8 protein-coding genes are annotated in these 13,662 nt (G+C 47.5%); 3 read left to right on the forward strand and 5 right to left on the reverse strand.

What is annotated here, in order from left to right; all coding sequences use genetic code 11:
- Nucleotides 1–671: 671 nt before the first annotated feature.
- Nucleotides 672–2,471 (reverse strand): 30S ribosomal protein S1, encoded by a 1,800-nt coding sequence (gene rpsA, locus B5F34_RS05455; RefSeq protein ID WP_087335914.1) that lies wholly within the window; start codon nt 2,469–2,471, stop codon nt 672–674.
- A gap of 538 nt (nt 2,472–3,009) precedes the next feature.
- Here rpsA and fldA point away from each other — a divergent pair.
- Nucleotides 3,010–3,516, forward strand: a complete 507-nt coding sequence (gene fldA / locus B5F34_RS05460; protein ID WP_087335916.1) for a flavodoxin FldA — start codon at nt 3,010–3,012, stop codon at nt 3,514–3,516.
- 114 nt (nt 3,517–3,630) lie between these two features.
- Nucleotides 3,631–3,999, forward strand: a complete 369-nt coding sequence (locus B5F34_RS05465; RefSeq protein ID WP_087335918.1) for a DUF2023 family protein — start codon at nt 3,631–3,633, stop codon at nt 3,997–3,999.
- Between the two features lie 85 nt (nt 4,000–4,084).
- On the opposite strand, the gene B5F34_RS05470 is transcribed toward B5F34_RS05465, so the two are convergent.
- Both B5F34_RS05470 and B5F34_RS05475 read right to left on the reverse strand, forming a co-directional pair.
- Nucleotides 4,085–6,649 (reverse strand): glycosyltransferase family 1 protein, encoded by a 2,565-nt coding sequence (locus tag B5F34_RS05470; protein ID WP_087335920.1) that lies wholly within the window; start codon nt 6,647–6,649, stop codon nt 4,085–4,087.
- Nucleotides 6,650–6,673: 24 nt separating this feature from the next.
- Entirely contained in the window at nt 6,674–8,344 is a 1,671-nt protein-coding gene (locus B5F34_RS05475; RefSeq protein ID WP_087335922.1) for a glycogen/starch synthase, read from the reverse strand.
- 235 nt (nt 8,345–8,579) lie between these two features.
- On the opposite strand from B5F34_RS05475, the gene B5F34_RS05480 reads away from it, so the two are divergent.
- Nucleotides 8,580–9,065 (forward strand): hypothetical protein, encoded by a 486-nt coding sequence (locus B5F34_RS05480; RefSeq protein WP_087335924.1) that lies wholly within the window; start codon nt 8,580–8,582, stop codon nt 9,063–9,065.
- Nucleotides 9,066–9,083: 18 nt separating this feature from the next.
- On the opposite strand, the gene B5F34_RS05485 is transcribed toward B5F34_RS05480, so the two are convergent.
- Together B5F34_RS05485 and clpB are read right to left on the reverse strand one after the other, a co-directional pair.
- Nucleotides 9,084–10,223, reverse strand: coding sequence for an acyltransferase (locus B5F34_RS05485; RefSeq protein ID WP_087335926.1), 1,140 nt, complete (start codon nt 10,221–10,223; stop codon nt 9,084–9,086).
- Between the two features lie 497 nt (nt 10,224–10,720).
- Nucleotides 10,721–13,315, reverse strand: coding sequence for an ATP-dependent chaperone ClpB (gene clpB / locus B5F34_RS05490; RefSeq protein WP_087335928.1), 2,595 nt, complete (start codon nt 13,313–13,315; stop codon nt 10,721–10,723).
- Nucleotides 13,316–13,662: the final 347 nt, after the last annotated feature.

Genomic DNA, 13,662 nt, shown 5'->3' on the forward strand with positions numbered 1-13,662 from the left:
TACATCTCTTACGAAGAGATGTAGCGTTTTCCCAAATTTTCCCTCTTTTTATATACACTTTTATATCCCCACACATATACTTTGCGTGGGTTAGAATTGCGCATTTCCACATTGCCTGCCCTGCATGCACTGACATCTCGCACGCCTGACTCTTTTTTGCCTCGCACATCTGCAACGGAGAGGTTGAACTATGAGTAAGAGGGGTAAGTAAATGTGCAAAATTAAATGATACTAAACACAGAGGCACGGAGACACAGAGTTTTTGTTTTCTTGCCCATAGAGTTTATTTTCCTTCTCTCGTATGCGGCGAAGCCGCGAACTCTGTGCCCTCCCGTCATTTTCCCGACAGACAGTTACAGAACTTTGTGTCTCTGTGTTTGATATAAACCAATTCTGATTGATTAGTTAAACTAAATCTGACTACAAAAGATTCGCAGGGTAGCAGTCACTTACTTTTGCACAGCCCGATTCTGCCCCTCCCCATAAGAAGGTGTGTAATTCCCGCTATCAGGGCTTATCGGGACTTGCGCCCGTTTGGCAACATTCATGCCGGGCGAACTAAAAAGGAGGATGCATCCTTCGACACACCCTCCTTTCATCAATAAGGAAATATTTATCCTGTTCTTTTCCGGACTCAGTCCTTTCCGATTGAATCAGCGTAAAGAATCAGTTTATTTCTGCTTTTCAGCTTCCATTTGTTCCTTCAACGCAGCCAATGCGCTAATGTCACCCAATGTAGTAGAAGCAGCCTGATTCTGGATTACCGGAATTTCTTCCTTATCCTTCTTGCTGTTGACCTTCTTAGCAGCCTTCTTCTCGGCTCTTTCTTCTGCCTTGGCTACATCTTCGAACACCCGGCTGTGAGAAAGAATGATGCGCTTGGCATCCTTGTTGAACTCAAGCACCTTAAAAGGCAGCTTCTCGTTCAACTGGGCCTGCGTACCGTCTTCCTTCACCAAGTGCTTCGGAGTAGCGAAACCTTCTACGCCATAAGGCAGGGCAATTACCGCACCCTTGTCGAGCATCTCTACGATAGTACCTTCGTGAACAGAACCTACTGTGAATACAGTTTCGAACACATCCCAAGGATTGTCTTCCAACTGCTTGTGACCGAGGCTCAGACGACGGTTTTCCTTGTCTATTTCCAATACAATCACATCAATATCGGCGCCGATCTGAGTGAATTCAGAAGGATGCTTAACCTTCTTTGTCCAAGACAGGTCGGAAATGTGAATCAGTCCGTCTACACCTTCTTCGCATTCTACAAATACACCGAAGTTCGTGAAGTTGCGAACCTTTGCCGTGTGCTTGCTGCCGATAGGATACTTCTCTTCAATAGTTTCCCAAGGATCGGGTTTCAGCTGCTTAATGCCCAAAGACATCTTACGCTCTTCGCGGTCCAGAGTCAATACAACAGCCTCTACTTCGTCGCCCACTTTCATGAAATCCTGAGCCGAACGCAGGTGCTGCGACCAAGACATCTCCGACACGTGAATCAGACCTTCCACACCCGGAGCGATTTCGATGAATGCTCCATAGTCGGCCATAACCACTACTTTACCCTTTACATGGTCACCCACCTTCAAGTTAGGATCGAGGGCATCCCAAGGATGCGGAGTGAGCTGCTTCAGACCCAAAGCGATGCGTTTCTTCTCGTCATCGAAATCGAGAATAACCACGTTCAGCTTCTGGTCGAGTTCAACAACTTCATGCGGATCGCTTACACGGCCCCAAGACAAATCTGTGATATGAATCAGACCGTCTACGCCACCCAGGTCGATAAATACACCATAGGAAGTGATATTCTTGACAGTTCCTTCGAGAACCTGTCCTTTCTCGAGTTTGCTGATGATTTCTTTCTTCTGCTGTTCCAGTTCGGCTTCGATAAGAGCCTTGTGAGAAACAACCACGTTCTTGAATTCCTGGTTAATCTTAACCACTTTGAATTCCATTGTCTTTCCTACGAATACGTCATAATCGCGGATAGGCTTCACATCAATCTGAGAGCCGGGCAAGAATGCTTCAATGCCGAATACATCGACAATCATGCCACCCTTGGTACGGCATTTGATGTAACCCTTAATAATTTCTTCGTTCTCCAACGCTGCATTGATGCGGTCCCAAGCACGGGCAGCACGAGCTTTGCGGTGAGACAGAACCAACTGGCCTTTCTTGTCTTCCTGGTTCTCGATGTAAACTTCCACCGTATCACCCACTTTCAACTCGGGATTGTAACGGAATTCGCTCATCGGAATGATACCGTCAGACTTGTAACCGATGTTTACAACTACCTCACGCTTGTTCATTGCAATAACGGTACCGTCTACAACTTCGCGATCGCTCACTTTGTTCAGCGTATTATCATACGCTTTTTCCTGTTCTTCGTGGCTTACGTTTGTTGCCGTTTCGCCATTTTCATACGCTTCCCAGTTGAAGTCTTCAACAGGAGCTACATTCTTTAAATTTTCCATTAATAAATAAATTGTTAAAACTCAATTAATTAAGTGAGACATTATATTGACTCAATAAATCGGGTGCAAAGATAGGAGTATTTTCTTGAACGACAAGACAAAAGAACATTTTTTATCGCAAAAACGAAGTTAGTTTGCGAGAAAAGTCGAACGCAGAGACGCAAAGACGCAGAAGAATCATTTAGAGAAGGCAAAGAATACTTTATATCAAACACAGAGGCACAGAGACACAGAGACACAAAGTTCTGTAATTCTCTGTCGGAAATATGACAAGGGAGGCCACAGAGTCCGCGGCTTCGCCGCATGAGAAAAGGGGGAATAACTCTGTGACTTCAGGAAGATATGTCTAAAAAAACTCTGTGACTCCGTGTCTCTGTGTTCCATCCCCTACTTATCCACCTAAAACATAACACTGATTATCAAAAAGATAGAATACACACTAAACCTACATACCCTCAAAATCCCTACAAATAGGTATTTCAAAGTCCGCTACAAAGCCCTTACTTTGCAAGCGACAAATTTAATCCAGATACAAACAATGAAGAAAATTGGAATTTTTTACGGTTCAAGTACAGGAACCTGTGAAGACCTGGCTCACCAGATAGCCGGGAAGTTGAATGTAAGCGAGGCTGATATCTATAGTGCAGAAAAACTATCTGCCGAGTTGGTCAGCAAGTATGAGGTACTGATACTGGGCACCTCCACTTGGGGAGACGGAGAAATGCAGGATGACTGGTATGACGGCATCAAAGCATTGAAGGCAGCCGACCTCAGTGGAAAAGAAGTGGCTCTCTTCGGCTGCGGAGATTCAGAATCGTATGCCGACACTTTCTGCGACGGGATGGGAGCCATTTACGATGCCGTCAAAGACAAAGGATGCTCCATTATCGGCAACCATGTAGATGCCGGCAGCTACAACTATTCGTCTTCCACCGCTGTGGTAGACGGTTATTTCGTGGGACTGGCACTTGACGAAATCAACGAAAGTGAGAAAACGGCCTCCCGTATCGAGGAATGGACCGGCGAGTTGAAGCAATGCCTGTGAACCGTGAACAGGAAAACAAAAACTCTGTGTCTTCGTTCCCCTGCGTTTAGTATCATCTCATTTTGCACATTTACTTTACCGTACACCCTATAAAATTATCCACTCTTGTCCACAATGACGACCCACTGTCCAGAACAATACACTGCCGACCTGAAAGTATTCCTCAACCACATCTATGAGTTGAAGAAAGGCGTGCGGCACATGGTGCTTTACACCATGAAACAGCAGTATAAGACCTATGCCATCCAACGGTTGGAAAGCCAGCACATAGCCTACGTAATCCAACCGGTAGACCAGTCTAAAATAAATATCTTCTTTGGCAAAGACGAATGCATACATGCCATACGCCGCTTGATAACACGCCCTTTAAACCAGTTGACACCGGAGGAAGATTTCATTTTAGGAGCCATATTGGGATATGACATCTGTGCGCAATGTGAACGGTATTGCAGCCGCAAAGACAAATGTGCAAACAGGGCCTGAGCGGACACCCTAAAAAGAAAAGGGAATGCCGGTTTGCAGGCATTCCCCTTTTCTTTTAAAGGTCTTTCAGTTATATTCTGTCAAATCAATAGAACCAACGTACATAACAGAAGTCCTGGCGGTGAGGCAGATCCTGGTTCTTCGGGAACATGCGGTATGCTACCTTGAAGCTGCCTGCATTTTCCAGTTTATGCTTTACCTGGAAAGTATAAAGCGTACCTTCTTTCTTGACCACCTGGAACGGCTCAACCGAATAAATGTGTTGCTTACCATCCTGGCCGGCATGAGTAGTTACCAATTCCAAGCCGATGGCATCGTCCAGACCCTTTTCGTCGATGACATAAGTAATGGTGTACTCCTTGCCACTTTCGATAGAGCCCTTTACCAGTTCTTCCGTCTTCTCAGAGGAAACCACCTCAATGCTGTCCCACTTCTCAACGACCTGTTCCTTCCAGGCAGCGATTTCCTTTGCCTTGGCATAATCGTTAGCAGCCAGCATCTTGAAGCGGTCTGCTTCCTTGTTATAGAACTTCTTGTAATAATCGTCCAACTGACGTTTCATTGTATAGTGAGGAGCGATTTGTGCAATAGAGTTCTTGATGGTACGCACCCATCCTTCGGAATACCCCTTCTTGTTGCGTGCATAGAACAACGGCAGAATCTCCTGCTCCAGAATGCTGTAGATTGTGGCAGCATCCAGCTGATCCTGATATTCCTGGTTCTGGTAAGTACGCTTCTCGGTCAATGCCCAGCCGGCACCTTCGCGATAGCCTTCCAACCACCAGCCGTCGAGCACGGAGAAGTTGACAACACCGTTCATCAAAGCCTTTTCACCAGATGTACCGGATGCTTCGAGCGGACGGGTCGGAGTGTTCAGCCAGATATCTACACCCGAAATCAGGCGACGTGCCAACTGCATATCGTAATTCTCAAGGAAGATAATCTTACCCAAGAACTCGGGACGGCGTGAAATCTCAATGATCTTCTTAATAAGCCCCTGGCCGGCACCATCATGCGGGTGAGCCTTTCCGGTGTAAAGGAACTGAACGGGATAATCGGGATTGTTCACAATCTTGGCCAGACGGTCGAGGTCGGTAAAGAGCAGGTGAGCACGCTTATAGGTAGCAAAACGGCGACCGAAACCAATCAGCAAGGCATTCGGATTAATCTTATCCAGCAAAGACACGATGCGTGAGGGATCTCCCTGGTTCTTCAGCCACGTTTCGCGGTACTGCTTGCGCACGAAGTCTATCAGCTTGTTCTTCATCTGCATGCGCGTCTTCCAGATTTCCTCATCGGGCACATCATAGATAGCCTCCCAAATCTTGGGGTTGGACTGGTCGAACCAGAAGTTCTCATCGAAATGAGCGGCATAAAGCTGCTTCCATTCAGTAGCACTCCACGTGGGGAAGTGTACACCATTCGTCACATAACCTACGTGCATTTCTTCAGGGAAGTATCCCTTCCAGATGGGAGCAAACATCTCCTGCGAAACCTTTCCATGCAGCCAGCTTACGCCATTCACCTCTTGCGAGGTGTTGCAGGCGAAGATAGACATGCAGAAACGCTCTCCCTTATCGCCCGGATTGTTGCGGCCCAGATCCATCAGGTCGTCCCAGCTGATGCCCATCCGTTGCGGATAACCGCCCATGTACTTGCCGAAGAGACCTTCGTCGAAATAGTCATGTCCGGCAGGAACAGGAGTGTGGACAGTGTAAAGAGAAGAAGCACGCACCAGTTCGATGGCCTGGTCGTAGGTCAGCCCTTCTGCCACATAATCGCAGATGCGCTGCACATTAATCAGCGCAGCATGTCCCTCGTTGCAGTGATAAATGTCTTTCTTAATGCCCAGCTTCTTCAGCGTCAGGATACCGCCGATACCCAACAGGATTTCCTGCTTCAGGCGGTTTTCCCAATCACCTCCATACAGCTGGTGCGTAATACGGCGGTCGAACTCACTGTTCATATCGTTATCGGTATCAAGCAGGTAAAGAGATACACGACCTACATTGACACGCCACACATAAGCATGTACGTAATAATCCAGATAAGGAACATCAACGATGACCTGGTTGCCATTCTCGTCCAGCACACGGTCAATAGGCAGCTGTCCAAAGTTCTGAGCCTCATAGTTGGCTATCTGCTGGCCATCCATAGACAAAGTCTGGGTGAAGTAACCATAACGATAGAGGAAACCGACGCCACACATATCTACATTGCTGTCCGAAGCTTCTTTCAAGTAATCGCCGGCCAGCACGCCAAGGCCTCCGGAATATATCTTAAGCACATGGGTCAACCCATATTCCATGCTGAAATATGCCACAGAAGGACGTTTCTTATCGGGCTCCACATCCATGTAGTTGCGGAACTTGGAATATACCGCATCCAGCCGACGCAGAATCACTTTATCGTTGGCCAGAGCTTCCAATTTGGCATAGCTCATACGCTCCAACAGAAGAACCGGGTTCTGGCCCACTTCCTTCCAGATAACAGGGTCAAGGTCTCTAAACAATTCGGTAGCCTCGTAATTCCATGCCCACCAAATGTTGCGAGCCAGTTCAGACAGTTTCTCCAATTCGGCCGGAATGTGAGATTTCACATTCACGTCTTTCCAATTGGGAGTGTTTACATTACTAACTTTAATCTTCATTGTATGATAACTTGAGTAAAAAATTTAATTCTGTCCATTTAAAAGGCGTTTCATGGCATTGCGAAGAGCGATGTCATACGCCTCATAATAATATTGTATAAAATATTTCCACAAAGCCTGTTCGGCCACTTGCCCGGCACGCCGACGAATAACCTTCACCTCGTCCTCGCTTTTGTTCGAGAAGAGAGAAACCGTGTCTTTGATGCCATCTGCCACCTCCGAATAATTATAGTCAGAGCGATGCAGCACCTGTACCCCATCTTCAATGCCATGCTGGTTGCGCAAGCTGTTGACCCACAACCCGAAACCAGCCAAGTCGGTAGTAATGGTAGGAACATGGAAAGCCACACTTTCCAGCGGCGTGTAACCCCACGGTTCGTAATAAGAAGGATAAATCGTCAGGTCCTCGCCCACAATGAGGTCGTAATAGTGTTTATTGATAATGCCGTCTTTGCCATCCAGATAGCAGGGAACAAAGATAACTTTGACCGGGTCTTGCGGACGGTTATTGAGGTCGAGATACTTCAGCATGTCCAGCACCTGGTCGTGCGTCATATTATGCAGCCAATGCGTAATCAGAGGAGCCGGCAGAGGAGTGGTAAACTTTTCCTTGCTCTTCATACGCTCCAGCAGGTCTTCACGCGGACTGCCCACCCATCCGGGTACGCTGACCATGGCCAAGACTTTCTTCTTCAGGTTCCTATCGCGATTCAGCCGGTTCATAGCCTCCAGGAACACATCAATGCCCTTATTCTTGAATTCATAGCGCCCGCTGGTTCCCACAATGAGCGTATCATCGTCGAACTCCTCCCCTATCAGACAATTGGCCAGTCGGAAGAAAAGCGAACGGGCCCGTTTGCGCTTGCCGGCATAAGTGCTGCCTTTGGGCACAAAGTCATCCTCAAAACCATTCATCAGGATGACATCTGCAGGCTTGTCGAGCAGTTCCTTACATTCGTTGTTGGTTATTTCGCTCACGGTAGTGAAGCAATCCACATAATGGGCAGTCTGTTTCTCGATGGAATGTTTAGACTGCATATTCAGCTCCTGTGCCATCTGGTCGCCGTTATAGGCAAAAAGATAATCGTAGAGAGGCTTATTGTTGCCTGCAATGGAACGACCTATCGAAGTAGCATGTGTTGTGAATACGGTAGCAATCTCAGGCACAGCCGTCTGCAAATAGAGGGCAGCCATACCCGTCATCCACTCATGCGCCTGGAAAACCACCTTGTCCGTTTCAGTCAGATTGAAACGGTAAAAGCTTTCCACCACTTTGCCGGTAGCAAAAGCGAACATGCTCGACTCGTCATAATCGCCGTAAGCATGAAGGGAATCCACCTGGTAGCGGTTCCACATGTCCGTATAAATATCGTTCTTTTGAGAATAGAATTGTTGGAAATCAACCAAAAAGACAATAGGTTCACCCGGGATATTCCAGCGCCCCACACGAACCTTGAGATGATCTTTTTCAATGGCATATTGCCGCCAGGCGGCACAAAGGTTGTCTGACTCGATAAACAGCGGGTTGTCTTTTCCCTGCCAAAAATCAGGACCTATATAAAACAATCTGTCATGAAATTTAGCCTGCAAAGTGTTAGCCTGCGTAGACAAGACGGTGTAAATACCGCCCACTTTGTTACACACTTCCCAGCTTGCCGCGAAGACGTAATCGGGGGTTTGTAGTCCTTCAATCATATATGTCCGTAAATCACTCTGTTATAAATGCGGTGCAAAGTTACACATTCTTCTTTGAAAAATAGCCTTTTAATGCAAAAAACTGACAAACGCAACAAAAGAAAATCCTCTCCCCCTTTCACAATACCGTGTAGACAAGGTTTGCGCGGGAAATAAGCAAAAATTAAACAAGCTATAGGGCAGAAACTACGAAATGCTTTTGTATCTTTGCCGCCGGAAAATTATCTGAATACAAATGGAACCGGAAAAGAAAGAAAACGAAATCCCTTTGTTGAACGCGCACAACAAAGAAGAACACCGTCCCTCGCATACCTGTGAGCACATTGTCAACCAAACCATGATCCGGCTCTTCGGATGCGGACGCTCTGTTTCTGCGCACATTGAACGCAAGAAAAGCAAACTGGACTACCGCCTTGACCATTGCCCCACGGCAGAAGAAGTGAAGCAACTGGAAGAAGCTGTCAATGAAGTCATAAGCCGCCACCTGCCCATAACCACCGAATTCATCACTCAGGAAGAGGCCAAGGGACGTTTCGACATGGAACGCCTGCCCGAAGGCGCCTCACAAACAGTAAGGGTGGTGCACGTTGGCGACTATGACGAGTGTCTTTGCATTGGTTCCCATGTGGAGAACACATCAGAAATAGGCACTTTCCATATCATCAGCCACGATTGGAATGAAGACAAGAAAATCTGGCGGATGCGGTTCAAAGTAGGCTGATGGCACGCAGGAAACACCTCATTGCCGGGCATGTTTCAGGAAACGGTTGGTCAGCCAACGGCGAACAGGCTCATCGTAAAGCTTTAAGGAACCATAGGCCAGACCGGCAGCCCCTACCAGCACCAATGCCATATAAGGAAGTCCCTGCGTGATGGTAGTCCCCGTGTTGGCAACCCAGGCCGTATAAATATATATCAACGGATAATGGGTGATGTAAATGGGATAAGAAAGCTCACCCAGGAACTTGCAAATGGCTGTAGAGCGACGCCCGGTAACTTTTCCACCCGCTCCCATCGATACAATGACCGGAAAAACAAGAATGATACAAAACGCTTCGTAAAGCCCATTCATCCAAAAGTGTTCCTCGCCTCCCAAGCGAGGAACAGAAAGTATCGCCACGATAAGTAGACTACAATACCAGAACGCCCTTTTCCTTACCCGGATTAACCACCCCAGACGGGATAGCAGCAGCCCGCAGAAAAAAGGAAACATCAGGCGCACGAATCCCACATACTGCTGTTCCCACGTCAGCGACCAGCCTCCCACCATATCACCCGACGGAGCAGTCTGACTGTGGTAAACCGTGAAGCAGGCTGCCACTGCCACCAAAACCGCCAAGGCTGTCTTGCTGAAACGTCTGACAAACAATGCATACAGAATGTTGGCAATGTATTCATAATAAAGCGACCACGCCGGTCCATTGAGGGGGTGCATTTCCGACCATCCCCTCACATCCCACTTCAGCGGAAGCGGCAGCAAAGTACATCCCCACACCATCAGCAGCAGCAGTTTCCATACCGGGGTCTCCCCCATTGCCGGGAAACAGATATCCGACTGCTGAAAATAGAAAAAGGCCGCCCCCACTATGCTGCCCATAATCACCATAGGATGCAGACGGATGATGCGGCGTTTGAAAAAAGACCCCAAAGTCATACGGTCCCAACGGTCGTCGTAGGCATAACCGATAACGAAACCGGACAACATAAAGAAGAAGTCTACGGCCAGATAGCCATGATTGACGATTTGTTCCAAATGATTGCCGCCCGAATGAGCTTCAAACATGTGAAAGATTATCACCATGACAGCAGCTACACCGCGCAGGCCGTCCAGAATTTCATAATGGGGCTTTGATGACAGATAAACAGGGGTTGTCTTCATCGGTAGATAGATTATCAAGCAGTTTTATGAAGTTGTTTTTTAATACAGGCAAAGGTAATTAAATTAAGTAAATGTGCAAAATTAAATGATACTAAACACAGAGGCACGGAGACACAGAGTTTTTGTTTTCTTGTCCATAGCTCACAGAGTTAATTTCTCTTCTCTCGTATGCGGCGAAGCCGCGGACTCTGTGCCTTCCCGTCATTTTTACCGACAGACAGTTACAGAACTTTGTGTCTCTGTGTCTCTGTGTTTGATATAAACTAATTCTGATTGATTACTTATTAATCTGCTTTAGTCCCCTGTGCTTAAATTTTCTTCGTAAAGATTTTTATCCAACCGTTCAGAGTCAGTTTCCGGCCCCATAGTTGTTTCCCGTCACGCGCAACCTGACGATGATTGCAGCAGAAACAACAAAGGCAGGCTGCACGGTTCTTAGTAAGCCATGCAACCTGCCCTGTTTTCATTCAAAGCCTGCCAAAGACCAGGCTTTTCACTCAATTCCGGAATGCAAGTCCGTCGTTGCTGTCATTTACATCTACAACTATAGGCTTGCTGCGGTCTACTTCCTGTGCCAACAGCTTCTTGGAAAGGTTGTTGAGCATATAATGCTGTATGGCACGCTTAACCGGCCGGGCACCGAATTCGGGATCGTAGCCCATACGCGCCAAGAAGTCGACAGCTGCGTCGGTCATCTTCAGTTCAACGCCATTCTCATGCAACATCTTTTGCACACTGCCAATCTGCAGGCTGACTATTTGTTTGATTTCCTTCTCCGTCAACGGCAAGAACATAATAGTCTCATCAATACGGTTCAGGAACTCAGGACGAATGGTCTTCTTCAGCATGTTCATCACCTCATCCTTGGTTTCCCGGATAATCTGGGCACGGTTACTTCCCGTCATTTTCTCCATCTGGCTCTGAATATACGAGCTGCCCATATTCGAGGTCATAATGATGATGGTGTTCTTGAAGTTTACGGTACGTCCCTTGTTGTCAGTCAGCCGTCCGTCGTCAAGTACCTGGAGCAGTATGTTAAATACGTCCGGATGAGCTTTCTCGATTTCATCGAACAACACTACCGAATAAGGCTTACGCCGTACAGCCTCCGTCAACTGGCCACCCTCATCGTAACCTACATATCCGGGAGGAGCTCCAATCAGGCGAGATACCGTATGCTTCTCCTGATACTCACTCATATCAATACGCGTCATCATCGACTCATCATCGAAGAGGAATTCGGCCAACGCCTTTGCCAGTTCGGTCTTTCCGACACCCGTCGTACCCAAGAAGAGGAACGAACCGATAGGCCGTTTCGGGTCCTGCAACCCTGCCCGGCTGCGCCGTACCGCATCGGATACAGCCTCAATGGCTTCTTCCTGCCCGATGACACGTTTGTGAAGCTCATCCTCCAGGTGGAGCAGCTTCTCCCGTTCACTTTGCAGCATCTTGCTCACCGGGATGCCTGTCCAGCGAGATACCACATCGGCAATGTCTTCTGCATCCACCTCCTCTTTAATCAGAGCTTTGTCGCCTTGCATCTGATGAAGCTTCTGTTGCGTCTCTTCGATTTCTTTATTCAAAGCCTGCAACTTGCCGTAACGAATTTCAGCCACCTTTCCGTAATCGCCTTCACGCTCGGCTTTTTCCGCTTCAAACTTCAGATTTTCAATCTCTACTTTATTCTGCTGAATCTTGTTGACCAGCGTCTTTTCACTCTGCCACTTGGCCTTGTATGAGCTTTCCTGCTCTTTCAATTCCGAAAGTTCCTTGCCAATCTGTTCTAATTTGGCCGTGTCGTTTTCCCGTTTGATGGCCTCACGCTCAATCTCCAGTTGTTTGATTTTACGCGAAATCTCATCCAACTCTTCCGGCACGGAGTCAACCTCCATGCGCAGTTTGGCAGCAGCTTCATCCATCAGGTCAATCGCCTTATCCGGCAAGAAACGGTCGCTGATATAACGGTTACTCAGTTCAACGGCTGCAATAATAGCATCGTCTTTGATACGCACATGATGATGGTTCTCATAACGTTCCTTCAGTCCACGCAGAATGGAGATCGTGCTTGCCGTATCCGGCTCGTTGACCATCACCACCTGGAAACGGCGTTCCAAAGCCTTGTCCTTCTCAAAGTACTTCTGATACTCATCCAATGTAGTGGCACCAATGCTACGCAACTCACCCCGCGCCAGAGCCGGCTTCAGGATATTGGCAGCATCCATGGCACCTTCGCCCTTACCGGCGCCTACCAAAGTATGAATCTCGTCAATGAAAAGGATGATATTGCCATCCGACTTCTTCACCTCATTGATAACCGCCTTCAGACGTTCTTCAAATTCACCCTTGTATTTGGCACCAGCCACCAAGGCTCCCATATCCAGCGAATAAACCTGCTTGTTCTTCAGATTTTCGGGCACATCTCCCCGCAAGATACGATGGGCAAGCCCTTCTACGATAGCCGTCTTACCGGTACCCGGCTCACCTATCAGGATAGGGTTGTTCTTCGTCCGGCGGCTCAGAATCTGAAGAACCCTCCGGATTTCCTCGTCACGTCCGATGACCGGATCCAGCTTTCCGTTCCGGGCAGCCTCGTTCAGGTTAATGGCATATTTCTCCAACGCCTGATACGTGTCTTCACTCGACTGAGAAGTCACCTTGTCACCTTTACGCAATTCCTCAATAGCTTTGCGCAACTCGCTCTCCGTCATCCCGGCATCTTTCAAAATAGACGATGCCGTACTCTTTACATTCAGAATAGCCATCAGTATGGGTTCCAACGAAACAAACTCGTCTCCCAACTGTCTGGAATAATCCATGGCCTTCTGCAACACCTCATTGGCTTCACGGCTCAAATAAGGCTCACCGCCCGATACCTTGGGCAACGAATCTATTTGCCTGTCAAGCAACAAGGCTATCTGCTGAGGATTCATGGCCAACTTCTGGAATATAAAGTTGGTAATGTTCTCCCCCACTTTCAGCACACCAGCCAGCAAGTGTTCCGGCCCCACAGCCTGCTGCCCCTTGGCTTGCACCAAGTTCACAGCTTCCTGCACAGCCTCTTGCGCCTTGATTGTAAAATTGTTGAAGTTCATATCTTCTTCTCCTTTCTTTATTTATCTTTTTCAAAATCACTCATACCCCAGCAAAACACTTGCCAGCTGGACAAAGCAGACAAAATGTCGTTATTTTTCTTCAACAAAAAGACATTATGACAGCATTCGCATGTTTTCTACCCAAACAGAAAGCTTCATTACATTTCTGTGACAAACAAGCATCAGGGAAACACCCACACAAGAAAAGCCTTATTTTTGCATCCGGAAACCCCATAAGCATTCGGCAAGCGGCTTATATCTTGTTTCTGCGGATAAACGACCGACACGCGAAGTATGTATCTTGCTAACCGACAACAAGTTGCGTTTCATGCGTTTCGAGCCACTTC

The organism is Mediterranea sp. An20 (genome assembly GCF_002160055.1).
Taxonomy (GTDB): Bacteria; Bacteroidota; Bacteroidia; order Bacteroidales; family Bacteroidaceae; genus Bacteroides; species Bacteroides avicola.

What these genes read in the sequence shown, in the direction of transcription:
- B5F34_RS05475 (WP_087335922.1), bottom strand. Translation starts at nt 8,344, where the DNA reads ATGATTGAAGGACTACAAACCCCCGATTACGTCTTCGCGGCAAGCTGG.
- B5F34_RS05465 (WP_087335918.1), top strand. Translation starts at nt 3,631, where the DNA reads ATGACGACCCACTGTCCAGAACAATACACTGCCGACCTGAAAGTATTC.
- rpsA (WP_087335914.1), bottom strand. Translation starts at nt 2,471, where the DNA reads ATGGAAAATTTAAAGAATGTAGCTCCTGTTGAAGACTTCAACTGGGAA.
- B5F34_RS05470 (WP_087335920.1), bottom strand. Translation starts at nt 6,649, where the DNA reads ATGAAGATTAAAGTTAGTAATGTAAACACTCCCAATTGGAAAGACGTG.
- clpB (WP_087335928.1), bottom strand. Translation starts at nt 13,315, where the DNA reads ATGAACTTCAACAATTTTACAATCAAGGCGCAAGAGGCTGTGCAGGAA.
- B5F34_RS05480 (WP_087335924.1), top strand. Translation starts at nt 8,580, where the DNA reads ATGGAACCGGAAAAGAAAGAAAACGAAATCCCTTTGTTGAACGCGCAC.
- fldA (WP_087335916.1), top strand. Translation starts at nt 3,010, where the DNA reads ATGAAGAAAATTGGAATTTTTTACGGTTCAAGTACAGGAACCTGTGAA.
- B5F34_RS05485 (WP_087335926.1), bottom strand. Translation starts at nt 10,223, where the DNA reads ATGAAGACAACCCCTGTTTATCTGTCATCAAAGCCCCATTATGAAATT.